Source organism: Aromatoleum toluclasticum ATCC 700605, from assembly GCF_000378245.1.
Lineage (GTDB): Bacteria > Pseudomonadota > Gammaproteobacteria > Burkholderiales > Rhodocyclaceae > Aromatoleum > Aromatoleum toluclasticum.
This window is the reverse complement of record NZ_KB899497.1, coordinates 1-23,713: the sequence shown is the minus strand read 5'-3', so window position 1 is coordinate 23,713 and position 23,713 is coordinate 1. Positions and strand designations below refer to the sequence as shown.

Annotated in this window: 25 protein-coding genes and 1 other RNA gene; 8 read left to right on the top strand and 18 right to left on the bottom strand. The window is 64.9% G+C overall.

The window, feature by feature from the left end:
• Nucleotide 1 precedes the first annotated feature (1 nt).
• From padG to fdhD, 7 genes are all read right to left on the bottom strand, one after another.
• Nucleotides 2-1,255 (bottom strand): NADH-dependent phenylglyoxylate dehydrogenase subunit alpha, encoded by a 1,254-nt coding sequence (padG, locus tag F464_RS0113020; protein WP_018990262.1) that lies wholly within the window; start codon nucleotides 1,253-1,255, stop codon nucleotides 2-4.
• Nucleotides 1,252-1,551, bottom strand: a complete 300-nt coding sequence (gene padF, locus F464_RS0113015; RefSeq protein ID WP_018990261.1) for an NADH-dependent phenylglyoxylate dehydrogenase subunit delta — start codon at nucleotides 1,549-1,551, stop codon at nucleotides 1,252-1,254. The genes padG and padF overlap by 4 nt, the downstream gene beginning before the upstream one ends.
• Complete coding sequence (gene padE / locus F464_RS0113010; RefSeq protein WP_018990260.1) at nucleotides 1,548-2,120, bottom strand: NADH-dependent phenylglyoxylate dehydrogenase subunit gamma; 573 nt, start codon at nucleotides 2,118-2,120, stop codon at nucleotides 1,548-1,550. The genes padF and padE overlap by 4 nt, the downstream gene beginning before the upstream one ends.
• 155 nt (nucleotides 2,121-2,275) lie before the next feature.
• Entirely contained in the window at nucleotides 2,276-3,184 is a 909-nt protein-coding gene (locus F464_RS0113005) for a DmsC/YnfH family molybdoenzyme membrane anchor subunit (protein WP_018990259.1), read from the bottom strand.
• 7 nt (nucleotides 3,185-3,191) lie between these two features.
• Nucleotides 3,192-3,839 (bottom strand): 4Fe-4S dicluster domain-containing protein, encoded by a 648-nt coding sequence (locus F464_RS0113000; protein ID WP_018990258.1) that lies wholly within the window; start codon nucleotides 3,837-3,839, stop codon nucleotides 3,192-3,194.
• Entirely contained in the window at nucleotides 3,836-6,595 is a 2,760-nt protein-coding gene (locus tag F464_RS0112995; protein ID WP_018990257.1) for a molybdopterin-dependent oxidoreductase, read from the bottom strand. Before F464_RS0112995 ends, F464_RS0113000 begins: the two co-directional genes overlap by 4 nt.
• A 20-nt stretch (nucleotides 6,596-6,615) precedes the next feature.
• Nucleotides 6,616-7,341 carry a formate dehydrogenase accessory sulfurtransferase FdhD gene (gene fdhD, locus F464_RS0112990; protein ID WP_232428918.1) on the bottom strand — a complete coding sequence of 242 codons (726 nt, stop codon included), beginning with the start codon at nucleotides 7,339-7,341 and terminating at the stop codon, nucleotides 6,616-6,618.
• Nucleotides 7,342-7,713: 372 nt separating this feature from the next.
• On the opposite strand from fdhD, the gene paaX reads away from it, so the two are divergent.
• Nucleotides 7,714-8,670, top strand: coding sequence for a phenylacetic acid degradation operon negative regulatory protein PaaX (gene paaX / locus F464_RS0112985; protein ID WP_018990255.1), 957 nt, complete (start codon nucleotides 7,714-7,716; stop codon nucleotides 8,668-8,670).
• A gap of 75 nt (nucleotides 8,671-8,745) precedes the next feature.
• On the opposite strand, the gene F464_RS0112980 is transcribed toward paaX, so the two are convergent.
• The 5 genes from F464_RS0112980 to F464_RS0112960 form a co-directional block, all read right to left on the bottom strand.
• The gene (locus F464_RS0112980) at nucleotides 8,746-9,936 is read right to left on the bottom strand and encodes an MFS transporter (protein ID WP_018990254.1); all 1,191 of its coding nucleotides are present in this window, start codon (nucleotides 9,934-9,936) and stop codon (nucleotides 8,746-8,748) included.
• 20 nt (nucleotides 9,937-9,956) lie between these two features.
• The gene (locus F464_RS28460; protein ID WP_018990253.1) at nucleotides 9,957-10,364 is read right to left on the bottom strand and encodes a MarR family winged helix-turn-helix transcriptional regulator; all 408 of its coding nucleotides are present in this window, start codon (nucleotides 10,362-10,364) and stop codon (nucleotides 9,957-9,959) included.
• A gap of 357 nt (nucleotides 10,365-10,721) precedes the next feature.
• Nucleotides 10,722-10,916: a YfhL family 4Fe-4S dicluster ferredoxin gene (locus F464_RS0112970; protein ID WP_018990252.1), complete on the bottom strand. Its 195-nt coding sequence runs from the start codon at nucleotides 10,914-10,916 to the stop codon at nucleotides 10,722-10,724.
• Nucleotides 10,917-11,005: 89 nt separating this feature from the next.
• Entirely contained in the window at nucleotides 11,006-11,845 is an 840-nt protein-coding gene (locus F464_RS0112965; protein ID WP_018990251.1) for a 2-oxoacid:ferredoxin oxidoreductase subunit beta, read from the bottom strand.
• 2 nt (nucleotides 11,846-11,847) lie between these two features.
• Nucleotides 11,848-13,575 carry a 2-oxoacid:acceptor oxidoreductase subunit alpha gene (locus tag F464_RS0112960; protein WP_018990250.1) on the bottom strand — a complete coding sequence of 576 codons (1,728 nt, stop codon included), beginning with the start codon at nucleotides 13,573-13,575 and terminating at the stop codon, nucleotides 11,848-11,850.
• A 168-nt stretch (nucleotides 13,576-13,743) separates the two neighbouring features.
• On the opposite strand from F464_RS0112960, the gene F464_RS0112955 reads away from it, so the two are divergent.
• Genes F464_RS0112955 through F464_RS0112940 form a run of 4 tightly spaced genes read left to right on the top strand, consistent with a single transcriptional unit; the run spans nucleotide 13,744 to nucleotide 15,092 of the window.
• Complete coding sequence (locus tag F464_RS0112955) at nucleotides 13,744-14,205, top strand: MarR family winged helix-turn-helix transcriptional regulator (RefSeq protein ID WP_018990249.1); 462 nt, start codon at nucleotides 13,744-13,746, stop codon at nucleotides 14,203-14,205.
• Entirely contained in the window at nucleotides 14,202-14,441 is a 240-nt protein-coding gene (locus F464_RS0112950) for a VF530 family protein (RefSeq protein WP_018990248.1), read from the top strand. Before F464_RS0112955 ends, F464_RS0112950 begins: the two co-directional genes overlap by 4 nt.
• Entirely contained in the window at nucleotides 14,438-14,635 is a 198-nt protein-coding gene (locus F464_RS0112945; protein WP_018990247.1) for a hypothetical protein, read from the top strand. Before F464_RS0112950 ends, F464_RS0112945 begins: the two co-directional genes overlap by 4 nt.
• 13 nt (nucleotides 14,636-14,648) lie before the next feature.
• Nucleotides 14,649-15,092 carry an OsmC family protein gene (locus tag F464_RS0112940; RefSeq protein ID WP_018990246.1) on the top strand — a complete coding sequence of 148 codons (444 nt, stop codon included), beginning with the start codon at nucleotides 14,649-14,651 and terminating at the stop codon, nucleotides 15,090-15,092.
• Between the two features lie 60 nt (nucleotides 15,093-15,152).
• Here the strand turns inward: F464_RS0112940 and F464_RS0112935 are convergent, their stop codons facing one another.
• From F464_RS0112935 to F464_RS0112910, 6 genes are all read right to left on the bottom strand, one after another.
• Nucleotides 15,153-16,082 carry a SphA family protein gene (locus F464_RS0112935; RefSeq protein WP_018990245.1) on the bottom strand — a complete coding sequence of 310 codons (930 nt, stop codon included), beginning with the start codon at nucleotides 16,080-16,082 and terminating at the stop codon, nucleotides 15,153-15,155.
• A 26-nt stretch (nucleotides 16,083-16,108) separates the two neighbouring features.
• Nucleotides 16,109-17,551: an aldehyde dehydrogenase family protein gene (locus F464_RS0112930; RefSeq protein WP_018990244.1), complete on the bottom strand. Its 1,443-nt coding sequence runs from the start codon at nucleotides 17,549-17,551 to the stop codon at nucleotides 16,109-16,111.
• A gap of 9 nt (nucleotides 17,552-17,560) precedes the next feature.
• Nucleotides 17,561-19,108 carry an FAD-binding oxidoreductase gene (locus F464_RS0112925; RefSeq protein ID WP_018990243.1) on the bottom strand — a complete coding sequence of 516 codons (1,548 nt, stop codon included), beginning with the start codon at nucleotides 19,106-19,108 and terminating at the stop codon, nucleotides 17,561-17,563.
• Nucleotides 19,109-19,148: 40 nt separating this feature from the next.
• A complete protein-coding gene (locus F464_RS0112920; RefSeq protein ID WP_018990242.1) occupies nucleotides 19,149-19,547 on the bottom strand; it encodes a hypothetical protein in 399 nt (132 codons plus the stop codon).
• A gap of 6 nt (nucleotides 19,548-19,553) precedes the next feature.
• The gene (locus F464_RS0112915; RefSeq protein WP_018990241.1) at nucleotides 19,554-19,853 is read right to left on the bottom strand and encodes a c-type cytochrome; all 300 of its coding nucleotides are present in this window, start codon (nucleotides 19,851-19,853) and stop codon (nucleotides 19,554-19,556) included.
• 484 nt (nucleotides 19,854-20,337) lie between these two features.
• On the bottom strand, nucleotides 20,338-21,627 hold the full coding sequence (locus tag F464_RS0112910) for an integron integrase (protein WP_018990240.1): 1,290 nt from the start codon (nucleotides 21,625-21,627) through the stop codon (nucleotides 20,338-20,340).
• A 217-nt stretch (nucleotides 21,628-21,844) separates the two neighbouring features.
• Between F464_RS0112910 and F464_RS30940 the strand changes: the two genes are divergently transcribed.
• The 3 genes from F464_RS30940 to F464_RS30935 all read left to right on the top strand — a co-directional run bounded on the left by F464_RS30940 (nucleotide 21,845) and on the right by F464_RS30935 (nucleotide 23,529).
• On the top strand, nucleotides 21,845-22,054 hold the full coding sequence (locus F464_RS30940; RefSeq protein WP_157353762.1) for a hypothetical protein: 210 nt from the start codon (nucleotides 21,845-21,847) through the stop codon (nucleotides 22,052-22,054).
• A 186-nt stretch (nucleotides 22,055-22,240) separates the two neighbouring features.
• Nucleotides 22,241-22,305, top strand: an RNA gene (locus tag F464_RS30355) — hammerhead ribozyme type II.
• 858 nt (nucleotides 22,306-23,163) lie between these two features.
• Nucleotides 23,164-23,529, top strand: coding sequence for a hypothetical protein (locus F464_RS30935; RefSeq protein WP_232428915.1), 366 nt, complete (start codon nucleotides 23,164-23,166; stop codon nucleotides 23,527-23,529).
• Nucleotides 23,530-23,713 lie beyond the last annotated feature (184 nt).

Below are 23,713 nucleotides of genomic sequence, written 5' to 3'. Positions count from 1 at the left end.
CTCAATCCTTTTCGTTGAGCCACACGGGCTCGGTCGGGGCGACGGCGCCGTTCAGGAGGGCTTCGGTCTCGGCGATGACGCGATGCACATGCGGGATCGTGATGTCCGCACCGGCCAGCCCGCCGATGAAGCTCATCGACGGCATGAAGCGGCCGAGGCGGTACAGCACGCCCAGCGTCTCCTGGTACATCGGGCCGCAGTTCCAGCGGAAGGCCACCGAGCGGTCGATCACGCCCAGGGCCTTGACCTTGGCCAGCGCCTGTTTCAGCGCCTCGACCGGGAAGGGGCTGAAGGTCTTGATCTTGATGAGGCCGACCTTCTTGCCGGCGTCGCGCGCCTCGTCGATGGCGTCCTTGGCGGCGCCCGACATGCTGCCCAGCGTCATGATCGCGAAGTCGGCATCGTCGAGGCGATACTCCTCGACCAGCGGCGCGAAGCTGCGGCCGATGCGCTTGGCCCAGTCCGCATGCACCTCCTCGATCACGCGCAGCGCGTTCTGCATGCCGCTGCACTGGCCCTTGCGGTAGCGCACGAAGGTCTGCGGGCCCTTGCCGGTGGTGCCGCCGGTGAGCGGATCGACCGCCATCGGGCGCAGCGGGTCGAGCGCGACGTGCCAGTTCACGTCCTTGTCGCCCATGAAGGCATCGACGTCGGCCGGGTCGGGCAGCTCGACGCGCGAGGCGCCGTAGGAGAGGTAGTTGCCGTCGAGGCACACGTTCACCGGCAGCATCACGTCGTGGTGCTCGGCGATCTTGAACGCCATCACGGTGGTGTCGAGCACTTCCTGCACGCTCTCGCAATACACCTGGATCCAGCCCGCCTCGCGCACCGTCATCGCGTCCTGGTGGCCGCCCCACACCGACTGCGGCGTGATGCCGTCGCGCGTGACGATGGTCAGCACGATCGGCAGGCGCATGCCGGGGGTGCGGAAATACGGCTCGAACATGAAGGCGAGGCCGGGGCCACAGGTCGCGGTGTAGGTGCGCGCGCCGGCGAGCGCCCCGCCCTGCAGCACGGACAGCACCGAGTGCTCGCCTTCGGCGTCGACGATGTCGGCGTCCATGTGGCCGTCTGCGATCAGCTTCGCGAGGTGCTCGACGAGCGACGACTGCGGCGTGATCGGGTACACCGACACCATGTCGGGCCGCGCGAGCGCGACGCCCAGCGCGGCGGCCTCGTTGCCTTCGGCGAGGATCACCTTCTGCTTGCGCGGCGCCTCGGTTGCCGCGGCCTTTTCCAGCGTGGCTGTCGTCATTGGGTTTCCCCCACCATCGTGATCGCCCGCTGCGGGCACTCGTTCGCGCAGATGCCGCAGCCCTTGCAGGTCTTGAGGTTGAAGTCGAACCACGCGGCGTGTTCCTCGACGCACTGCACCGGGCAGTACAGCCAGCACACCGCGCATTTCACGCATTTGTCGCGATTCACCACCGGCCGCATGCTGCGCCAGTCGCCGGGCAGCATGGGGCTGACGACGGTCGCGACCGGACAGAGGTCGTCCGGAACGCCGGCCTGTTCGAGGTTGAACAGCGGATAGCTTTGGTGCCGGCTCATGCCGCGGCCCTCCTTTCGATCTGATGCACGGCCACCTCGGAGTAGCCGCGCTCCAGCGCCGTCATGTTCTGCGCGAGGCCGGCGTCGCGGAAGTCGGAGTCCTCGAGCGCGCGCTTGAGCGAGTCGAGCGACACGACACCGGTCGTGCGGGCGAAGGCGCCAAGCATCAGCGTGTTGGTGATCGGACGCTTGAAGATCTCGAGCGCGATCTTCACCGCGTCGAGCAGGCCGACGGTGCCGATACAGTCGGGCAGCGTGAGCTCCGCGAACGGCCGATGCGTCGCCTGCACCAGGGTGCCGCCGGCCTTCACGCCGGCGAAGATATCGACGGACGTCATGAGCGTCGGGTCGACGCACACGATGCAATCGGGCTGATAGATGTTGGTGAGCTGGCGGATCTCGCGCTCGCTCATGCGCAGGAAGGACACCACCGGCGCGCCGCGACGCTCGAACCCGAAGGACGGGATCGACACCGCGTACTTGCCCTCCTCGACCATCGCCGCGGCGAGAATGCCGGACGCCATCACCGAACCCTGGCCGCCCCGGCCGTGGAATCGTACTTCGTACATCTCGTCTCCTCCTGCGTTGCAGGGACGGGGCTCGATGGCCCCGCGTTGTCATGAATGCCGCGAAACTCAAGTTGTGCAGGAGAACCGAAGCGCATCCCGCCGATCAACCACTTCCCACCGCAGTGTGGCGGGACCCGCCTCCGGCTCCTCCCGCCCTACGCCCCGCCCCAGCCGGGCTTCACACCCGCACCCGAGGTGCCACGCCCGCGCACCGGCAGGTGCGGCAAGGCAAAACCCTGCGTAAAAGCCGCGCGGCGCACCAGGGTGTACTTGAACCACCAGCCCCCCGCGACTGCCACCAGGCCGGCCAGCACCAGCGCTGCGCCTGCCAACGGCGTCCCGAGCACACCCACCATCAGCAACACGGCCGGCAGCAGGTTGCCGTATTTCAGGAAAGGCCCATCGATCGCCGAGAGGGCGCGCAAGCTACCCACCGGTGCCCCCTCGCTGCGCAGGCCACGCAGGTAGTTGCGCCACAACAGCACGCGCACGAAGAGCAGCACGAGCGCGCCGGTCGCCACCGCGATCTGCCCGGCGACATGCGGAATCAGGAAGGGGGTCGCGACGGCCAGCAGGCTCGCGCCTTCGGCGAATCCGGTCGCCGCCACGAGCGGCAGGCAGCGCCGGTGGCGCCAGGCCGGGATGCCCTTGTCGGCAGCGAGGATGCGGGCCTGCGCATACACGAAGCAGGCGCCGAAAATGCCGGTCAGCAGCACGAAGAGGCCCAGGCCCGTCGCCAGCGCCAGCACGCCGGTGCCGAACACGAAGGGCGCGACGGCCGCCTCGCGCGTCATCCACGAAGTCGCCGCATGGCGATACACGTTGAGCGCCCGCCACGGCTTGCCGATCTCGAACCACACGCAGGTGAGCCCGGCGCCGATCAGTGCCATGCCGGCGACGAGCAGCGCGCGCACGTCCGCGCCCCACAGGCTCGCGAAGGCCGCAAAGGCGAGCAAGCCGCCGCCCGTGCCGCCGGCGATGAAGTTCGACGCCGCGCGCCAGTCCCAGTTGTGTTGCTGCCGCGGCCCCACGCGCTCGCCCGGCCGGATCTTGGGAGTTTTCATGCCGGCTTTACCCCTTGTCCCAGATGTAATACACGCCCGGCCCGGTGCCGAGTTCCTCGTGCATGCGGAAAGTCTTGTTCTCGGCGATCAGGCGGCTGACCTTGCTGTCCGGGTCGTCGAGATCACCAAAGGCCATCGCGCCCGAGATGCAGGAATTGACGCAGGCGGGGGTGACCTCCGGGTCGCGCCCCGGCACCTGCCCGGTCTGCGCTGCGAGGTCGATGCGGTCGATGCAGAAGGTGCATTTCATCGACACGCCGATGCGCGCCGGGTCGAAGCGCACTTCTTCCGACTTGATCGGCTTGTCGCCGTAGGCGAACTTCACCTCATGCACGATCGAGCGCGCCTCGTAAGGACAGGCCATCACGCAGTTGGCACAGCCGATACAGGTGTCGTAGTCGATGGCGACGAGGCCGTCGGGGCGCTTGGTGGTGGCCTTGGTCGGACACACTTCCTCGCACGGCGGCTCGTCGCAGTGCATGCACGCGACCGGCACGAAGCTGCGGCGCACGTCGGGGAATTCGCCCGTTTCGAGGTCCAGCACGCGCCGCCACTGCACGCCCGGCGGCGTCGCGTTGGCGTTCTTGCACGCGGCGGTACAGGTCTGGCAGCCCACGCAGCGGCGCAGGTCGATGGCCATCACGTAGCGGGTCATACTGCAGCCTCCTTGCGTTCAACCTTGCGCACCGCAACCCGCACGATGTCCGACCCTGAACCGGTCGCATCCGTCAGCTCCATCGACATCGGTGCGATGGTGTTCAGGCTCGGCATGCCGAAGTCCTTGGCAACCGGCGTCGCCCAGTGGTCGAACTGGCCGAGGATCACCAGCGTATCGGGGCGCACGCCCTGCGCCAGCACCGCGTCGCCGTAGGTCGCACCGATGTGCGAGCGGATTTCCACGCGGTCGCCGTCGGCGATGCCCAGGCTCTTCGCGGTCTTCGCGTTCATGATCACGCCGGTGTGGCCGCGCACGTTCTGCGCGACCTCGCGCATCAGCGCGATGCTGGCGTTACCGCCGGTGTGGTACTGCATGCTCTTGGTCGCGAGCAGCCACAGCGGGAAGTCCTCCGGCTTGCCGCCGGCGTTCTTGATCTGCTGCGTCCAGCGCCCCGGCACGTCGTGCCATTCCGGCAGGGCCATGTATTCGGAAAGCTGCTCGTCCCACCAGTGCATCTGGTGCTCGTGCAGGCGGTTGCCCAGTTCGCGGCCGATGCGCAGCAGCCGCTCCTGATAGGGCATCTCGTAGCGCAGCCCCTGCTTTTCCAGCGTCGGGCTCAGGTACCACTCGGTCTTGGACATCGGCACGGTGTAGAAACCGTGCTCCTTGAACCACTCGAGGTCATGCACCTCGCGCCCTTCGCTCAGGCTCGCGCTCGACGCGCGGCACACGGCGTCCCAGATCTCCTCGACGCCGTGTTCCTTGCTCGCGTCGAGGCTGTAGTCGTAGTTCTCCGCCTTCAGCGGCGCGCCACCGCCCGCGCCGCGGTTCAGCGCGTTGTTGTATGCCTCGAGCAGACCGGTGCGCTTCGCCAGTTGGGTGCTGATCCAGGTGAAATCGCGCGTGTCGCCCTGCGGTTCCACGGCCGGTTGGCGCAGCACGACGCCGCGGTGCTCCCAGAACTGCTCGACGAACTTCGTCCCGCCGACCTTGATCATCTGCAACGATTCGAGGTCGGTCGCCTCGGGCAGCAACAGGTCCGCCATCCAGTTCGTCTCGTCCAGCGTGTAGGCGAAGGAAACCGTGAAGGGGAACTTCGCGATCTCCTCGACCAGCGTGCGCGTGTCCCAGAACGAGATCGCCGGGTTGGTGCGGTAGATGAACCACACGTCCGGCAGCGTCGGCATGGGCATGTTCCAGTCTTCCGGCACCTCGCGCTGGAACATCCACGCAAGCTGCGTCGGCCCCAGCGCCTGGCTCCACGCCGTGTTGCCGACGATGGGCACCAGCGTGCGGTGGATGTTGCGCCCCGTCGGCTTCGCGACCCAGTGTTCCTTGTCGGTCGGGTTGAAGTACTGCGCCATGAAGCCGTCTTCGCCGGCCTTCACGCTCAGCAGGCGGTTGTCGTGCGGGCGGTTCAGGCGCACGGTCGTGCCCAACGTGCCGCCCGGGTTCTCCAGCGCGCCGACCAGCGTCGCGAGCAGAGTGCGCGCCCAGCAGCACTCGAAGGCGCCCCAGCCGTTGTTCACCGACTTGCCCAGCGTCACTGCGACCGGGCGCAGCGGCAGCGTCTGGCCGTCGATCTCGATGGTCTCGCCGATCGAGGCGTTTTCCAGGTATTCGTTGGCGATGCGGCGGATCGTCGCGGCCGGGACGTCGCAGATCGACTCGGCCCATTCGGGCGTGTATTTCCGCATGTGCTCGACGAGCTTCGTGTAAGCGGTCACACCTTCCGCCACGTCGAATTGCTGCCGCGCATCGTCCGCGTCGACGCTGATCGCGCCTTCGACGCGGAAGCGCCCCGCCACCGCCGGCACCGCGCCTTCCGTATCGAAAGGCACGGCACGGCCACTCTTCTCGTCCCACAACAGCGGCTTGGCCGTAGCCGCATCGCGCAGATACAGGCCATCCGGCCCGACCAGATAGGGCGACGAGCTGCGGTCGCGCAGGAAGGGGACGTCGAGCTTGTCTAGTCCCTGTTCGCACACCAGTACGTGGATCAGCGCAAACATGAAGGCGGGATCGGTCTTGGGACGGATCGGCACCCATTCCGCGGAACAGGCGCCCGTCACCGACAGGTGCGGTTCGACCTGCACGCGCTTGTAGCCCCGCACGCGTGCCTCGGCGTGACGCGTCACCGCACAGGGGCCGCCGGAGGCCTCGACGTTGGAGCCGATCGAGATCACGTAGCGCGCAAGCGGGGTGTCGGCCGCGACGGTAAAGCCGCGGTGCCAGAATTCACCGTAGAGGTGCTCGGAATGCACGCACTTGACGCCCTGGCCCGAGCCGAAGCTGTAGTCGATCGGTCCCCACGCGGCGAGGAAGGCCGGCAGCGAACCCATGTACATGCCGGGCGTGCCGCCATGACCGAAAGTTGCGGCGACGCGCGGCAGGCCGGAGTCATCGACCAGCCCCTTCGCGCGCACCGACGTCAGCTTCGCGGAGACCAGGTCCAGCGCCTCGTCCCACGAGATCGGCACGAAGCCCGGATCCTCGTTGCGCCCCTTCTTCGGGTTGGTGCGCTTCATCGGCTGCAGCACGCGGTGCGGGTTGTAGGTCTTCTGCACCAGACCATAGGCCTTCACGCACACGCGACCGCGCGCCGGATGGATGTCCTCCGCGGCGAAGTTGGGCTCGATCTCGGTCGCGACGCCGTCGACGACCTTCACGTTCATGAAGTCGGGACCCGCCACGCAGTTGTAGCAATAGGTCGGAACCTTCCGCACGGATTGCGGATTGGCAGCTGAGGACATGTCTCCCCCGTTTTACTTTTTTAGTGAACCCGCTCGGGGTGGGAATAGACGCTGTGGCGTTCGCCACGCGCGAAGCCGATCAGCGTCAGGCCCGCGGCCTGCGCGACGCGCACCGCCATGCCAGTCGGCGCGGAAACCGCCACCACCACCGCGATGCCGACCGCCGCGGACTTCTGCACGATCTCGTAGCTCGCGCGACTGGTCATGAACAGGAAGCCTTCATTGAAGGAACCACGCTGGGCCGCGATGGCGCCGATGAGCTTGTCGAGCGCGTTGTGCCGGCCGACGTCCTCGCGCACGAGCTCGACGCGCCCGTCGAAGCCGCACCACGCGGCGGCATGCACGGCGCCGGTGAGGTCGAACAGATGCTGGCGCGACTGGAGTTCGGCCTGGGCACGCTGCAGCGCGCCGGCATCGAGCATGCCCGTCGCCCCGACCTTCGCGATCGGCCGACAGGCGAGCTGATCGAGGCTTTCGACGCCGCAGATGCCGCAGCCGGTGCGCCCAGTCATCGCGCGGCGACGTGCCCGCAGCTGGGCGAAGCGTTCGCCCGCCAGCTGCATCTGCACTTCGGTGCCGTGCGCATGCTCGACGACCTCGATGTCGAGGATCTCGCGGGCGTTGCCGGCGATGCCTTCGCTCAGGCTGAAACCGACCGCGAAGTCCTCGAGATCCTGCGGAGTGGCCATCATCACGGCGTGAGAGAAGCCGTTGTACACCAGCGCGACGGGCACTTCCTCAGCCACGGAGTCCTCCGCGCGGACCGCTGCGCCGTCGGTCCACCGATCCACGCCGTACATCCCGTGAGCATCTGCCATCGAAACCGCACCGTGCCGCATCGTCCACCTCGCTAACCGGATTCGAGTCGCCTGCCGAAACCGACGCCCCACCCCCGACGTCTTGCGTTAACGATACAAATCGATCGCCGTCTGGTCAAGGTTTCTGTATCGCTTTTTTCCTCATTGTTTGATTTTAATCAATAACGCAAAATACCCCTCTCGCCGTTCATGACGCTGCTCCCCTCGCGTTCATTTCCAGCGCTTCCGACATGGCGTTAGAATCGAGCGACCCCATCACGAACGCGTCCCGCGGACCTACGAAACAACGGTGCAAAAACGATGAAAAGCCGTTTCCTCGAACAGTGGATCGGCGACTACCTGGCCGAGCGCCGGGTGCGCGCGAACTCCCTGATCATCACCGTGTACGGCGACTTCATCGCCCCGCACGGCGGCACCGTCTGGCTCGGCAGCTTCATCCGGCTGGTCGAGCCGCTGGGCCTGAACGAGCGCATGGTGCGCACCAGCGTGTATCGCCTGTCGCAGGACAACTGGCTGGAATCGGAGCAGATCGGGCGCAAGAGCTATTACAGCCTCACCGCCTCGGGCCGGCGGCGCTTCGAGCACGCCTATCGCCGCATCTACGACACGCCGCAGGACACCTGGAACGGTGAATGGCAGCTGGTCGTGCTGCCTTCCACGCTGGGTTCGCCGGAGCGCGACACGCTACGCAAGGAGCTCTCGTGGGCGGGTTACGGCAACGTCGCGCCGGGCGTCATGGGCCACCCATCGACGAACACGGGCACCTTGCTGGAAATCCTCCAGGACACCGGCACGCAGGACAAGGTCGTGCCCATGCAGGCGGCGACGATCGGCGCCCTGTCGACCAAGCCGCTGCAGGATCTCGCACGCGAATGCTGGAATCTCGACGACATCGAGGCGACCTACGGCGAATTTTCGGAGCGCATGCGCCCCGTGCTGCGTTCGCTACGCAGCACGCGCACGCTGGATCCGGAGCAATGCTTCCTGATCCAGACACTGACGATGCACGAGTTCCGCCGCGCACTGCTGCACGATCCGCAACTCCCCGCCCAGCTGATGCCGCGGGATTGGAGCGGCTCCGCCGCGCGCACACTGTCGCGGGCCATCTACCAGATCACGTGGCGGCACGCGCAACAACACCTGATGGCGGTATGCGAAACACCGAGCGGCGCACTGCCGACCGCAGCACCCTACTACTACAAACGCTTCGGCGGACTCGAAACGGAACCCACGGAAGACGAACTGGCTGAGAACTGAGCCCCGAGGCAAGCGCACAGCGCACCCGCCCGACGTGTCGCGCGGGCCCCTCGCGGGTCCCACACAGCCGCTCGCTCAATGGCCGTCAGCAGCGCGCAGGCGTGCCACATGCCTACCATGCAGCAGGTAAAACGCGCCCATGCACAGGACCGCGAGCGCCGCCATCGCCCAATACAGGTTGCGGTAACCGATCTGGGAGATGGCGAGACCCAGGAGATAGGGGCCAAAGCCCAGGCTCGCATCGAGGAAAATAAAGAACGTCGAGGTCGCCAGGCCCATGCGCTGGGGTGTGACCACCTTGACCGCGACCGCGTAGAAGACCGATTGCAGGTTGCCGAATCCCAGCCCGATCAATGCAGCAGCGGCCAGCAGCATGACCGCGCTCTGCACGTTCGCGAGCAGGACCAGACCGAGCGCGAGGAGGATGCAGCAGGGAAATACCACCACGTTCGAGCCCTTCCGATCCATCAAGCGTCCGGTCCAGGGACGGGACAACAACACCACCGCCGAATACACGATGAAGAAGAAACTCGCCGCCGTCACCAGATCGAGTTCGACCGCGTAGACGTTTATGAAAGCCAGCACGCTCGCGTAGCACAGTCCTGCCATGAAGGCGACCACGGCAACTGGAACGGCCCGCCGCTCGAGCAGGCGGCCGAACGAGAACTCGAAACCGCGCATCGCGCGGTGCGCCGCGTCGAGTTCGGGCACCTGCAGCCGGGTCGCCGCCAGCAGGCCGATCACCGACACCGCAAGGCTACACGCGAAGATCCAGTCGAAGCTCGCATGCTGCAACAGCCACAGGCCCAGGAAGGGGCCGATCGCCGAGGAGAGCGTCGTGCTAAGGCTGAAATGGCCAATGCCTTCGGCCTTGCGGTCCGGCGGGATGATATGCGCCACCGCAGTACCGGCTGCGGTACTGCCCACGCCCAATGCCGCCCCATGCAGAAAGCGCACTATGATCAGTGTCGAAACGGAATCGCTCAGGAAATACAGGCAGGTGGTCAGTGCAAAGGCGGCCGTGCCGGCGATCAGCGTCCTTTTCCTGCCGATGACGTCGATCAGCTGTCCAATGACCAGCCGACCGGACAAGGTACCGATGACGAAGATGCCGGCGACGAGACCCGCCTCGCTCAACGACGATCCGTAGGCCTCGATCGCATACGCGCCGACCACCACGATCAGCATGTAAAACACCAGGGCGAGAAGGAAGTTTACGCCCGCGACGATCAGGAAGTCGCGGGTCCACAGCGGTGACGATTTCATGTCGGGAAGGACCGGGATTGTTATTTGAGATTGCCGAGTAGCTGCCTGAATACGACGACCGTCTGTTCCAGCGCAGCGACGTCGATTCCGGCGGTGATGCGTTGCTCCAGCGCGGAGATCTTCACGCGGCACTCAGAATAAACGTGCAGGCCCTGCTCCGTCAGCGCAACCGACTTCTCGCGCCGGTCATTGCCCGGAACGCAGCTCAGATACCCCAACTCCTCGAGACGCTGCACCCTGCGGGTAACGCCGGGTTTTTCGATGCCGTAGTACTGCGAAATCTCGACGAGCGACGCATGCTCATGCTCGTGCAGATAGAGCATTACTTGCCACAGGGAATACGACAGCTCGTAGGGATGAAGCAGGTGGTTCAGGGCCTGGATCAGGGGCCGGTAGACCGACAGGTAGGATCTGAAAAATCCCTGCATCGTGCGATATAGTTGCTTTGATTAACCATTAACCAACGCAACTATAGGGGCGAACCGCTCAGCCGTCAATCGCGCGGATCTTCACCACCCGACGGGCCATCGGGTTCGGCGGAACAGAAAGTTGTCAGGGCGGCGATTAACTACAACCGCTCGCCCCTGAGCCGGTCGAGGGGCACTGGCAGGGCGTCGACAGGCCCAGCCCGAACGGTATGGGCCTGCCGGGTTGAGAGTCCGCAGCGTCGCGGAACCGGAACATGGAGCTACCGGGCGCCGGCTTCACGGCTGCGCAGCGCCCACAGTCTTCGCGGGACCGAAGGCGCTGCGGATTTCCCGGCAACGGCAAAATCGATTGAGAACTCACGCCGCCAGCGGCACGATCGCATCGACCGGACAGACCTCCTTGCACTGCGGCGTGTCGTAGTGCCCTACGCACTCCGTGCACTTCCCCGCATCGATGACGAAGATGTCGCCCCCCGCCGCGATCGCCTCGTTCGGGCATTCCGGCACGCACACGTCACAGGTGATGCAGTCGTCGATGATTTGCAGCGCCATTTGCTTGATCTCCTGATTATTTTAGAAATGATGGACTCTGATGGGGTTGGGGGTGCGCTCGATGGGCCCGCACCCCGCGCTGATCGCCGTCACAGCGCGAAATCGGCTTCCAGTTCGGCCACCGCGGCCACGCCCTTGGGTTCCGGCTGCCAGGCCGGGCGGTCGCCCTTGTACAGCACCTTGCCGACGTTGAAGCCGTCGTCGGTCATCAGGCGGCGGGCGGCGCGCGCGGCGTCGTCGGTCACGTCGACGGTGGCGGTGCGCACCATGTGCTTCCATTCGAGCTGCTCGGGGCGGAAGGTCACGCACGGGCTCAGGACCTGCACCAGCGAGAAGCCCGGATGGCGGATCGCCTGCGTGATGATGTCGGCAACGTTGTTGGGGTCGGAGCTCGAGCAGCGCGCGATGAAGTTCGCCCCCGCGGCGAGGCCCACGACCAGCGGATGGAAGGATTCGATGCCCGCCCCGTCCGGCGTGAGCTTGCTGCCTTCCCAGTCCGGTTCGGTGGTCGGCGAGGCCTGGCCCTTGGTCATGCCGTAGACCTGGTTGTCCATGACGATGTAGGTGAGGTCGACATTGCGCCGGCATGCATGCATGAAGTGGTTGCCGCCGATCGAGAAGCCGTCGCCGTCGCCACCGGTAACCAGCACCGTGAGGTCGGGGCGCGCGATCTTCAGTCCCGTGGCGACCGGCAGCGCCCGTCCATGCACGCCGTGGAAGCCGTACACGCTGGTGTAGGCGGGAATGCGCGAGGAGCAGCCGATGCCCGACACCACCGCGACGTTCTCGGGGGCGAGCTGCATCGAGGCGAGCGCGCGCGTGATCGCGGCGAGCACGGAGTAGTCACCGCAGCCCGGGCACCAGATCGGTTTGACTTCCGACTTGTAGTCCTTGGCGGTGTAGTCCCGCTGTTTTACACAGGCATCCATGTTCAGCTCCACTGGGTGATGTGTTCGACGATGGCGCCGGGGTGGACCGCCAGCGGGCCGGGATGGTGGAGCGCCCTGACCTGGCGCGGCAGGTCGTACTGGGCACGCAGGTAGCGGTGGAACTGCCCGCTGTGCGATTGCTCGACGACGAGCACGCGTTCGACGCCTTGCATCGCCTCGGCGAATTGTTCGGGCTGCACCGGCGAGATCAGGCGCACGGCGACGAGTCTCACGCGATGACCCGCGGCACGCAGGCGCTCCAGCGCTTCGCGCGCGGGGCCGGCACTCGACCCCCAAGTGAGGATCGCGGTGTCCGCGTCTTCGTCGCCGGTGATGTCGGCCCAGTGGTCGCCGTAGTGGTAGCCGGTGAGTTTCCTCAGACGCTTGTCGAGTTGGGCCTGATGGTCGGAGGCTTGCGACGAGGGGGTGCCGGTCTCGTTGTGTTCGAGGCCGTCGGCGGTGTACATGAGGCCCGCCATGCCGGGGATGGCCATCGGCGACACGCCCGAGGCGGTGTTGGCGTAACGCTTGTACTGCACACCTTCGGCCAGGGCGGCGGGTTTCTCGCGTTGGCCGATGAAGCTGACGGCGGCCGAGCGCGGCATCACCGCCCTCGCCTGCCCCATCGCCTGGTCGGTGAGGACGATGGCGGCGGTCTGCAGGCTTTCGGCCAGATGCACGGCCCACTGCGTGGTGAAGAGGCAGTCGGCAACCGAGGTCGGCGCGAGCACGAGGTGCGGGGCGTCGCCGTGCAGGCCATACACGGCGATGTTGAGGTCGGCCTGTTCGGACTTGGTGGCGATGCCGGTGGAGGGGCCGACGCGCATGACGTCGATGACGACGATGGGGACTTCGGCGGCGACCGCGAGGCCGAGCGATTCGGTCATCAGTGCGAGGCCGGGGCCGGAGGTGGCGGTGAGGGACGGCACGCCGCCGTAGGAGCCGCCGATGATCTGGTTGATGGAGGCGAGTTCGTCTTCGGCCTGCACGAGCACGCCGCCGACCTTGGGCAGCGCCGGGGCGAGCCATTCGAGCACTTCGGTGGCGGGGGTGATCGGGTAGGCGGCGACGAAGCGCACACCGCCGCGCAGCGCGCCCATACCGGTGGCTTCATTGCCGGTGATGCTCCAGCGCTCGGTGGTGTCGGCCTTGCCTGCGGGCAGGCGCGGCACCGCCGGGAATTCAGCGGCGGCTTCGACGCCGGCGCGGAAGGCGGCGAGGCTCGCGGCGATGGCGTCCTCGCCCTTGCGCTTCAAGGTGTCGCGCAGCACGCCGACGACGACGTCTTCGGTGAGGCCGATCATCGCGGCGATGGCGCCGAAGGCGACCATGTTCGGGCGGCCGTCGGGGATCTTCTTGGCGAGCGCTTTCATCGGCAGCGCGATCTGCTGTGCGCCGCTGCGCACGAACACTTCAGGCACTTCGCCTTCGCCCGGGTCGCCGATGATCAGGCTGTCGGGGCCGAGCGGAATCTCGGCGGCGAAGCGGCCGACGTTCTGCCAGTCGACGCCGACCAGCAGGTGAAAGCAGTCGTCATGGGAGGCGATCGGTTGCGTGCCCAGCCGCAGCATCACCGCCGCCTCGCCCCCGCGGATCTGCGGGCCCGACGAGCGCGTCATGTACGCGTACCACCCCGCCCGTGCCGCCGCCTCCAGCAGCAGGCTGCCCGCGGTCACTACCCCCGCTCCGCCGCTGCCCGCCATCACCAGGGAAACCGTCTGTCCGCTCATCCGACCCTCCATCTGCGACGACTGGATTCGGCGCGTACAGAACGCGCCCCGATGAGCGAACTCTATCGATCTGATTGCTTTCTGTCAAATTGTTTGTGTTCCACTATTTTTTACACCGTTTGGACGGCATACTTCGGACACCCAATGTTCTGTATTTCCCCGTATTCCATGACACAAAAAAAATCGACGGACAAGAAAGGGCTCGACTACGGCATGCTGCCCAGCCTGGCCGGCTACCAGCTGCGCCTCGCACAGATCGCGATCTTCCGCGACTTCGCCGAAGGACTCGGCGAATTCGACGTCACCCCCGGCCTGTTCGGCATCCTCGTGATCATCGAGTGCAACTCCGGACTCAAGCAGACCGAGCTCGCACGCGCTGCCCACCTCGACCGCTCGACGGTGGTCTCCGTCATCGACAACCTCGAACGCCGCAGCCTCGTCGAGCGCCGGCCGGCCGAAAACGACCGCCGCTCGAACTCCCTCGTGCTAACCGCCGACGGCGCAGCCCTGCTCAAGAAGCTCAAGCGCCGCGTGCAGGACCACGAAAAACGGCTCGTGGAGCACCTCTCGGATGACGAGCGGAGCACGCTCGTGAGCCTCCTGCAAAAGATCTTCCCGGAACATCGGTGAGCGACTCGCAACCCCGAAACCCGCTCCACGGCGTCACGCTCGAAGCCATGCTGACCCGCCTGGTGGAGCACTATGGCTGGGACTCGCTCGGCGAGCACATTGCCATCCGCTGCTTCACGCACGATCCCGGGATCCCTTCCAGCCTGAAGTTCCTGCGGCGCACCCCTTGGGCGCGCGAAAAGGTGGAGTCGCTGTACCTGTACATGCTGCGCGCGCAGGCAAGGAATACGAAATGACCTACGAAGAACATCTGGATGAAGTCACGACGCTGATCACCGAGAAATACAACGTCGAAGACCAGGCCGCCATCGACATGGTGATGCGCGCCCAGGCGGACGATTTCTTCACGCTGCACGACGACGATCCGTCGATCTGCACGCTCGACCGCGCCCACGCCGACGCGCGGGCGGTTTATCAGAAATATCGCTGAGGAGATGCACACGATGTCGCAACACTCCGCCGCAATCGAATGGTCGCGCGCCCCGCACGCGACCGACCCCAAGACCTACTCGCGCAACCACGTCAGCACACTGGCAGGCGGCCAGAAGGTCAACATGTCCGCCTCACCCGGCTTCCTCGGCGACCCGGACTGTGCCGACCCCGAACAGATGGTGATCAGCGCGCTGGCAAGCTGCCACATGCTGTTCTTCCTCGCGATTGCCGACCTGAAGGGGTTCCCGGTGGCCCGCTACACCGACACCCCAGCCGGCGAACTCGGCAAGACCGAGAAGGGCCAGGCCCTCACGCGCATCACGCTGTCGCCGCGCGTCACCTTTGTCGACAAGGCGCCCGACGCCGCGACCCTCGCTGCGATCCACGACAGCGCCCACAAGCGCTGCTTCATCGCCAACTCACTGACTGCCAAGGTCGAACTGGATCTCGGCTGATCGCGGGCAAAGGGTGTGGTGGCGGGATTTCCTCCCGCCACCACACCCTCGATCCGCCCTTCAGAACGGCAACACCAGCTTGAACCACGCCTTGTCGCCGCGGAAGCGGTTCTCGGCTTCGGTTTCGTGCTGCCACTGGACGATGAACGTCGTGCCGTTCTTGTTCGTGTAGCCGACACTCGGGCCGATCGCGAAGACTTTCCCCTTGCGCCCGTTCGACCACGGACCGAGCGCCGACGACAAGGTCTCGCCATCGAGCTTGTCGTTGGTCGTCTGCTTCAGGTAGTAGCCGGACAGCCCCGCCGACCACGGCCCGAAATGCTTCCCGACCGTGTAATCCATGTGGAAATCGTCGCCCGACTCGTAATCCATCTTCGGTGCGCCGGGCGCCGGCCGGAAGTCCTTGTTCTTGCTCTTGATGTTGTACATGAACTTGGCTGACAGCTCCCAGCCGTCGTCGGACAGCCAGGTCGTCGCGAAGATCGGCTCGATGCTCCAGTAGTTCGTGCCGATGCTCTTGCGCGGGTCGCCCGACTTGTACTGGCCCGTCGGCATGTTGAGGTCGAGCGCGACCAGCCAGTGCAAGTTCTTGGTGTGCCACGCCACGATGAGCGGATTGAAGGTGATGTCACCGACCCCGGTCACCGTCTTGCTGTCGCCGCCGAGCTTCACCTCCTGTTGCACGAGCGGCACGACCAGGTGCATGCCCCAGTCGCCGCCGAGAATCTTGGTGTCGGTCATCTTGATGAAGCGCAGCGCATCAAACCACGCATCCACCGACGCGCCCGGCACCTTGTCGCCATCGCCGTCGCGCAGCGTGCCACGGTAGTGGCCAACGTAGTTGAGGAAATAGTTGCCCGGCGGCGGCGCCGCGCCGGCGAGCCAGTTTTCAACGCCGTTCGGGTACTGGTCGCCACCCTCCTTCGCCTGCACGCCGCCCATGAGGCCGGCCGCCAAAACCACGGCCATCGTGATCGTCCTGATTTTCATGTCTCCTCCCTGATTTTTCTTGTCGTTCAGAACGGGAACTGGCGCTGCCCCATCTGCACCGTGATCCACTTGAGTTCGGTCATCTCGTCCATCGAGTGATGTCCGCCCTCGCGTCCCATCCCGCTGTCCTTGATGCCGCCGAAGGGCACGTGCGGCTCATCCATGATCGACGCGTCGTTGATGTGCACCATCCCCGCCTCCAGGCGCAGCGACAGGTCGAAGGCCTTCTGCAGATCGTTGGTGATGAGGCCCGACGACAACCCGTAGCACGAGTCGTTGGCGAGCCGCAGCGCCTCCTCGCTGTCCGCGGCGCGGATCACCGACACCGCCGGCCCGAAGCTTTCCTCGCGGAACACCACCATGTCGGGCGTCACACCGGCGAGAATGGTCGGCTGGTAGAACGCTCCGTCGCTCTTGCCCCCATGCAGCAGCTTCGCCCCCTTCGCCACTGCGTCGGCCACATGCCGGTCGAGCACCGCGCACTGCTTGCGGTCGATCAGCGGCCCGATCACCGTGTGCGGATCGTGCGGGTCACCGACCTTGAAGCCGCTGATCTTGGTCGTGAGCTTGTCGCAGAACGCATCGAAGATCGGCGCTTCGACGATGAGCCGCGAGTTCGCCATGCACACCTGCCCCTGATGCAGGAAGATGCCGAAGGCCGCCGCGTTCACCGCGTAATCGACGTCCGCGTCCTTCAGCACGATCAGCGGGCTCTTGCCGCCGAGCTCCAGCGTGATGCGCTTGAAGTGCTTGCCGGCCTCCGCCGACAGCTCACGCCCGACCTCGGTCGAACCGGTGAAGGTGATCATGCGCACGCGCGGATCGGCGACGAACTTGTTGCCGAGCACCGAGCCCTGCACCGGCACCACGTTCAGCACGCCCTTCGGCAGACCCGCCGCCTCGAAGATCTCCGCGATCTTCAGCCCCGTCACCGGCGTATAGGTCGCGGGCTTGAGGATGAAGGTGTTGCCCGCTGCCAACGCCAGCGCGACTTTCTTCGTCGCGAGCAGGAAGGGGAAGTTGAACGGCGCGATGCCTGCGATCACGCCCAGCGGACGGCGCACGCTCATCGAGAACACGCCAGGGCTGTCGGACGGGATCGTCTCGCCGGTGATGCGCCGGCACTCGCCCGCAGCGCTGCGCAGCAGATTCACGACGAAACTCGCCTCGAACATCGCCTTGCCGAAGGTCGAACCCGCCTCGTCGATCAACACCTCGGCCACTTCCGGGATGCGCTTCTGCAGCTCGTCCGCCGCACGCAGCAGGATCGCCTCGCGTTCGTTGGCGAGCGTATTGCCCCAGCTTTCACGCGCGCGGTACGCGGCGGCGATGGCACGTTCGAGGTCGTCGGCGGAGGCCTGATGCACCCGCCCCCACACCTCGCCGGTCGCCGGGTTGATGTCGTCTAGGATGGTTTCGGTCGACGACGACACCCATTCGCCGTCGATGAACAGCTTGTATTCCTTCATGCTTCCCCCTTACAGGCTGATGCCGCACCGGCCCGGCGCGATGATGTTGTTCGGGTCCAGCGCCTTCTTCAGGCGCTTCTCGACGTCGCGCTTCACCGGCCCGTAGGTCGCCGCGACCTTCTCGGCGAAGGCGGTGTTCGCGCGGTACATGCCGTAGCCTTCCTTGGCGAAGGTATGCAGCAGCTCGTCGTAGCACGCGTAGGCCTTCTCCATCTCCTCCGGCTTCGAGCGGTCGTACAGCAGATCGATGACGTGGTGCATGTCGCGCCAGCCGACGATGAACTCGCCGACATAATCGAAGCCGTACTTCGCGAGGATGGTCTTCGCCATCTGCATCTGCTTGAGCGTCTCGGCGCCCTTCGCCTGCGACACCGGCGCGAACCAGATCGAACCGCCACCCCCGCGCCAGTTGTACAGGCCGAACTCGCCCAGATTCGGCTTACCCTTCATCAGGTCGAAGCGGTACTCCAGCGCCTTGCTGCCCTTCGACGCCTCTTGCGTGATGATCTTGCCACCCGTACCCGCGGCGACCGCCTCGATGATCTTCCAGTTGGCGTCGTTGGTTTCCTTCGTGCCATACAGGCCCGCATACACATTCCACGCGCCGATGTTGTGATCGGCCTGGATCTTCTTCACCGCCTCGTCGCTGATCGCGCCCGGCCCGGTGTGATAGTCGGCACGCTTCACCGGCGTGCAGGGTGCTTCCCACAGCGTGTGCGCGATCACCACCGCGTTCGGGATCACCATCGCGATGCGCAGCGGCCGCAGCGCCTCGACGATCTTGGTGATGTCGGTCTCGTTCGGATACTGGATGCAGAAGGGGCGGAAATCCGGCGGCGCCGGCATCAGCCACATCCCCATCTTGGTAACGACACCGAAGTTCGACTGCGTGAAGATGCCGTCCAGCGTCGGCCCGTAGCCCCACTTGAACACCTGCCAGGTGTTCGAGTTCTCCATCGCGCCCATGCCGGTGCGCAACACCTGCCCGTCCGCCAGCACCACCTCCATGCCGCACGAGAACATGAAGTGTTCGCCGTAAGGCGTGTAGCCGACGCCGCGGTCCACCATGTTGCCCACCGGCCCCGCAATCGCCGACGGCGCCGGGCACGAGAACCACAGCGGCAGCTTGTGCTCCTGCAGGTAGTCGTAGAGCTGCTGGTAAGTCACGCCCGGCTCGACCAGCGCCGTGCACAGCTCCGCATCGACCTCGATGATGCGGTTCATGCGTCGCAGGTCCATCACGATCTGCCCGCGCTGCACCGGCGCCGCCGAACCGTAGCCGAGGTTCTTGCCGGTCGAGATCGGATAGACCGGAACCCGGTACTTGTTCGCCACCTTCATCACACGCTGGATCTGCTCGACGCCGTCCGGCATCACCGACGCCGACAGCTCGTGCTGCGCCTCGGACACCGGCATCATGATCTTGCGATACGGCGCCAGCTTCTCCTCATCGACCAACACATGCTCGTCGCCCACGATGGCCCGCAGCTCCCGCACCGCCTTGTCGAACTCCGCTGCGCTGATCCCCTTGGGCAGCACCTTGCTCTTCGAAACCATTCGATTGTCTCCGTTGTATTTGTGCCTGCCGCGCGCTGCGTCAGGTGTTGATCGCGAAGGAAACGAGGCTGGCCGCCCCGATGCGACGATGCGTGTCCATCACCAGGCCCGCACCGCGCGCCGCCGCGATCTGCTGGAAGATCAGGGCCGACGCGTCATCCATCACCCCGATCACGCGCCCCTGTCCCGCGCGATCGAGCAAGGCCGTCACGCCCCCGAAGCTGCCCAGCTCGCGCACGCCCGCCGCCACCGGCCGCACACCCAGCTCCACCCCCAGTCCGCGCGCCATCGCCAGCGCCTCGGGCGACTCCGCCTGCGCCACCACCATCACCGGCCGCTCCGCGATGCCGAGCTCGTCCAGCTTCGCCGTGGCCGCCAGCGGCACCGCGCCCAGCGCTCCGCCGCCCAGCACTCCTTTCAGGAAAATCCGTCTGTCCATGACGCATCACTCCTGCGCAACCGCCGCGCTACCACTGACCCGCCGCGCCACGTCGGCCAGCGTCGCGTCGTCGATCTCGCTCGGCCGGAACGCCGGCATCGCCCGGTTGCCCATGCGCACCACCCGCTGGATGTACTCCGTCGGCAACGCACGCCCCTTCAGCACCGGCCCGACGTTCGCCTCGTGGCAATAGCGGCACACCTTGTCGTACACCTCGCCCCCATCCCGCCACGCCGCCTGCGCCCCACCCGCGACCACCAGCGTCGCCACGCTTCCCAGGCAAACGGCCAATCTCCTTGCGTACATCTTGATCTCCTCCTGATTGTTGGCCTTCCAACTTCTTCGGACGAGATAACGCAAGAGCAATGCCCGCTTTGCGCGAGGAACAACTAATCATTTATTTACAGCCACTTGGAGTCAGAACGTGCCGAATTGCGCAGCCCGCTCCGCAACGCACGCTTGTACAGAAAGCAGACACGTCCCCATCGAACCAAGCCGGCAACGCCGTTGGACCGTGGGGTATGGTCCATCCAGCACGGGATTTCGCAAATTCAGACACTGTCCAGATTTGCGACAATGAGCTCCGGCGGTGCTCAACAGGGCGATCGTATGACTGCACGTGTCGTCAGGTCGATTGCGGAACTGTTCGCGGAAGCACGGACTCGTAGGGCGGGCGGAGCCGAAGGCGTACCCCGCCATGCGGCCCTTGGGCCGCTTCCGACGCCGGGACTGGCGGGATACGCTGCGCTCCTCGCGCTCTACACGGGTTCGTGCGACTGCCCTGCGGTATTCAGCCGACTCGGTCCAGCGGGCTCACGACTCCTCGCCCGCCGCGATTGAGCACATGGGTGTAGATCATCGTCGTCGACACATCCGAATGCCCGAGCAGCTCCTGCACCGTACGGATGTCGTAACCGGCCTCCAACACATGCGTCGCGAAACTGTGCCGCAGTGCATGGCAGCTCACCGGCTTGCTTAAGCTCGCCTCGCGCGCCGCGCGATGCACGGCCTTCTGCAAGCTGCTCTCATGCAAATGGTGCCGTCGCACCACACCGCCGCGCGGATCGGCCGACAAGCGGCTCGCCGCAAAGACGTACTGCCAGCCCCACTCCCTCGGCGCCGCCGGATACTTGCGCTCCAGCGCGTCGGGCAGGAACACGGCGCCCGCCCCCCGCGCCAAGTCCTCCTGATGGAGCCCCCTCACCTTCGCCAGATGCGCCTGCAAGCCATCCACCAGACGCGCGGGCATCGGCACGACCCTGTCCTTCTGCCCCTTCCCGTCGCGAACCACGATCTGCCGATACTCGAAGTCGAGATCCTTCACCCGCAGTCGCACACACTCCATCAGGCGCATCCCCGTGCCATACAGCAGCGCCGCCATCATCCCGTGCACGCCGTCCATCCGCCCCAGCAGACGCACCACCTCGTCCCGCGACAACACCACCGGCAGAGGCTGCGGACGCTTGGCCCGCGCAAAGCTCCCCAGAGCTCCCAGCGGACGCTCCAGAACCTTGTCGTAGAGAAACACCAGCGCATTGAGCGCCTGGTTCTGCGTGCTCGCCGCCACCCGCCCCTGCACCGCAAGATCCTGAAGAAAGGCCTTTACCTCCACCGCTCCCGCCGCGCGCGGATCCGCCCCTTTCAGAAAGCGCGCAAACCGGTCCAGCCACCCGCAATACGCCTCCTCGGTCCGGATCGAATAATTGCGTTGCCGGATAACCGCCACCACCTGACCGCGCAACGCATCCACGCCCTTGCCGCCCTCCACTTCGCCGGCTGGGGGCTTCGGCGCAAGGCTACGGGCAAGCGTAGGGTGCGTCGCCGGCAGCTCGCGCCCGGCCTCCCGCCAGTAGTCCCAGTCGACCGCCGCCTCAGCCGGCGCGTGTGCCAACTGCAACAACAGCCTCACCGCCTCCACCATCTGGCAAAACTGCCACGACTGCAATCGGCCTATCCTGCCGCGCTCCGCCAGCCATGCCTCCACCTCCACCGCCGTGTGCGTCGCCAGCCGTCGCCCCTCAAAAGTCTTCAGATACGCCTCCGCGTGTCGCACGTACCACTCCGCAGCACCGGGCTTCACACCGGAATTCCTCAACAGAGTCTGATAGTTGCGCCAAAACCGTAGTACCGCATCGGGGGCGTTTGACAGAGTCATATGCGTCGGCTATGTTGCGTTGTAAGAAACCGTTACGGAGGTCGCAGTCAATGCTATCGTCATCCGTCATAGCCAACAATAGGCCGAATCGGTCTATCTCACTACTGATCGATTCCGTCTACTACAACTGTTAGGGATTCGCGTGGATACGATCATTCACTTTGTATTCTGGGGTTTGGTTGAGCACCTCTTCTTCCGCATTGGACGCTTTGTTCTGCGGGGCATCTCGTTCGGTCGAGTAAAGCTTCAACGCCCAGCGCCACTTCACGTTTTTCTTGTGGCGATAGTTGGCTTTTTAGCGATCTTTCTCGCTGTCTTTGGTATCGTCAAACTGCTCATTCTTTCGCAATGAACAACACGCCCTTCTACCATTCAGCGCCCCCGGAACTAAAGCAGGCTGAGGGTATGTGGAGCTTTTGCCCTAACACGGCAGTCGAGGGGACAGCCAAAAGCGACGCTTTTGGTGCCCTCCGCGCTACGCGCTCCGGCTGCCCCTCACTTTGAACGTTGGACCCATTTGCGCAGTGCCGTTGTTACATGCCGAAACGCATAATCGTGCGTCTCTCAGAGGTGGCCTCCTGAGACTGATGATGGCAGGCTTTGTTCATGTAGTTATTGGCCCTACCAGCTTCTGGCTAGGGTTTTTAATCGCGGAAACCATTGCAGGTCTATCTACAGTTCGAAAGGAGGGTTTGCTTATGGTCAAGAAGGCAGTTTGTGAGGTAATGGCATATGCAGAGCGCAACATCAAACACGTCATCGTGTCGTGGGAGCGCCACCTCCCTTCCGGGTATAGCCCGCTGATGAGCTTGTGAGAGCCAAGCGAAAAGGGAGCTGAGAATCCATGGCCCAACCCATCATTCCACCGGACCTGCGCGAAGAAGCCGCGCAGGTCCGGTGAATTCAGACGTTAGAAGTTTCCTGAACAGCCCAATGAAAAACGCATTGCGTGATCGGCCGGCAGTTTCATTGGTTTTTCGTCGGCGTTTGTGCCGCCAACCGCAGTCAAGGGCTGAATCGTCGTCTGGAATCGCTCGTCGGACGTCACGGTGTGTCGCTCACGCCCAGTATCCGAGTCCGTGCCGGCTCCACAACTCTGCGCTGTTCAGCCGCGTGGCGTCGCTCATCCGCTTTGCGTTTGTGCAAGGCCAACCGCCTTGCCACAACCACGAGCGCGCCGCCGTCAGCTCCATGGCATACTCCACGGTTTCTGCCTTCGGCTCTTCTAACATGGTGCTCAACCTCGCTCCCTTCGGTCGCTGGACAGCCAAAAGCTACGCTTTTGGCTGCCGGTTAGCTCTACGTTAGCCGTCACAAGCCATGACCTTCGCCCTTCCGACAGATTTGTACCTTTCCGTTGCTCGCGCCTCGGCAACCATGTCTCTACATGTTGAGGAGGGTGCCCTCCGATCATCAGAGTCATTCGCCCTAGTCCTCCGTGCTGCTCACGACACAAACGTCGTGCTTTCTACTGGTCAACGTCTAGCAGACGTTGACATCCACCTCACGCTTTTCACGAAATACCGTAACGCGCAGGAACTCGATCGAGATCTAAAGACCGACGATGTAGGTTTTCTTGCACATACGGAAGGGGAGTATGGCGCACCGTTTGTTCATGGAGCAGCGCTGCTATTCAACACCACCGCTGTCGCAGCACTGCTCAGTGACGGCATGTGCGGTAAGGTAAGAATGGGCCTTCCGACGGTTCCATTCAACGATAGTAAAGACGCCCCCTACATGTGGGACAAGAATAGACCAAACATGCTGCGCATAAGCGATCTTGAAATCTCTGTTTTCCGAGGCGAGGGGGTGCAAAGTGCCGGCTAACCCTACCCCAAGGGACTTCCCGTCAACCCCTTCCTTGCAGACCGGCCGCAGGTCGAACCGACCGTTGATCATGTGCGCATCTTCATCTCCTGCTGACCACGCCAAGGCGTGACCGGGTTTGGACTGCCGACGTTGCGATGGACAAGGACAGAACAGACTGCCTTTCCCCAATCGGCCTTGTTCG

Excerpts from the sequence above, each read along its gene's own strand:
- padG (WP_018990262.1), bottom strand. The coding sequence starts at position 1,255 with ATGACGACAGCCACGCTGGAAAAGGCCGCGGCAACCGAGGCGCCGCGC.
- padF (WP_018990261.1), bottom strand. The coding sequence starts at position 1,551 with ATGAGCCGGCACCAAAGCTATCCGCTGTTCAACCTCGAACAGGCCGGC.
- padE (WP_018990260.1), bottom strand. The coding sequence starts at position 2,120 with ATGTACGAAGTACGATTCCACGGCCGGGGCGGCCAGGGTTCGGTGATG.
- F464_RS0113005 (WP_018990259.1), bottom strand. The coding sequence starts at position 3,184 with ATGAAAACTCCCAAGATCCGGCCGGGCGAGCGCGTGGGGCCGCGGCAG.
- F464_RS0113000 (WP_018990258.1), bottom strand. The coding sequence starts at position 3,839 with ATGACCCGCTACGTGATGGCCATCGACCTGCGCCGCTGCGTGGGCTGC.
- F464_RS0112995 (WP_018990257.1), bottom strand. The coding sequence starts at position 6,595 with ATGTCCTCAGCTGCCAATCCGCAATCCGTGCGGAAGGTTCCGACCTAT.
- paaX (WP_018990255.1), top strand. The coding sequence starts at position 7,714 with ATGAAAAGCCGTTTCCTCGAACAGTGGATCGGCGACTACCTGGCCGAG.
- F464_RS0112980 (WP_018990254.1), bottom strand. The coding sequence starts at position 9,936 with ATGAAATCGTCACCGCTGTGGACCCGCGACTTCCTGATCGTCGCGGGC.
- F464_RS28460 (WP_018990253.1), bottom strand. The coding sequence starts at position 10,364 with ATGCAGGGATTTTTCAGATCCTACCTGTCGGTCTACCGGCCCCTGATC.
- F464_RS0112970 (WP_018990252.1), bottom strand. The coding sequence starts at position 10,916 with ATGGCGCTGCAAATCATCGACGACTGCATCACCTGTGACGTGTGCGTG.
- F464_RS0112965 (WP_018990251.1), bottom strand. The coding sequence starts at position 11,845 with ATGGATGCCTGTGTAAAACAGCGGGACTACACCGCCAAGGACTACAAG.
- F464_RS0112960 (WP_018990250.1), bottom strand. The coding sequence starts at position 13,575 with ATGAGCGGACAGACGGTTTCCCTGGTGATGGCGGGCAGCGGCGGAGCG.
- F464_RS0112955 (WP_018990249.1), top strand. The coding sequence starts at position 13,744 with ATGACACAAAAAAAATCGACGGACAAGAAAGGGCTCGACTACGGCATG.
- F464_RS0112945 (WP_018990247.1), top strand. The coding sequence starts at position 14,438 with ATGACCTACGAAGAACATCTGGATGAAGTCACGACGCTGATCACCGAG.
- F464_RS0112940 (WP_018990246.1), top strand. The coding sequence starts at position 14,649 with ATGTCGCAACACTCCGCCGCAATCGAATGGTCGCGCGCCCCGCACGCG.
- F464_RS0112935 (WP_018990245.1), bottom strand. The coding sequence starts at position 16,082 with ATGAAAATCAGGACGATCACGATGGCCGTGGTTTTGGCGGCCGGCCTC.
- F464_RS0112930 (WP_018990244.1), bottom strand. The coding sequence starts at position 17,551 with ATGAAGGAATACAAGCTGTTCATCGACGGCGAATGGGTGTCGTCGTCG.
- F464_RS0112925 (WP_018990243.1), bottom strand. The coding sequence starts at position 19,108 with ATGGTTTCGAAGAGCAAGGTGCTGCCCAAGGGGATCAGCGCAGCGGAG.
- F464_RS0112920 (WP_018990242.1), bottom strand. The coding sequence starts at position 19,547 with ATGGACAGACGGATTTTCCTGAAAGGAGTGCTGGGCGGCGGAGCGCTG.
- F464_RS0112915 (WP_018990241.1), bottom strand. The coding sequence starts at position 19,853 with ATGTACGCAAGGAGATTGGCCGTTTGCCTGGGAAGCGTGGCGACGCTG.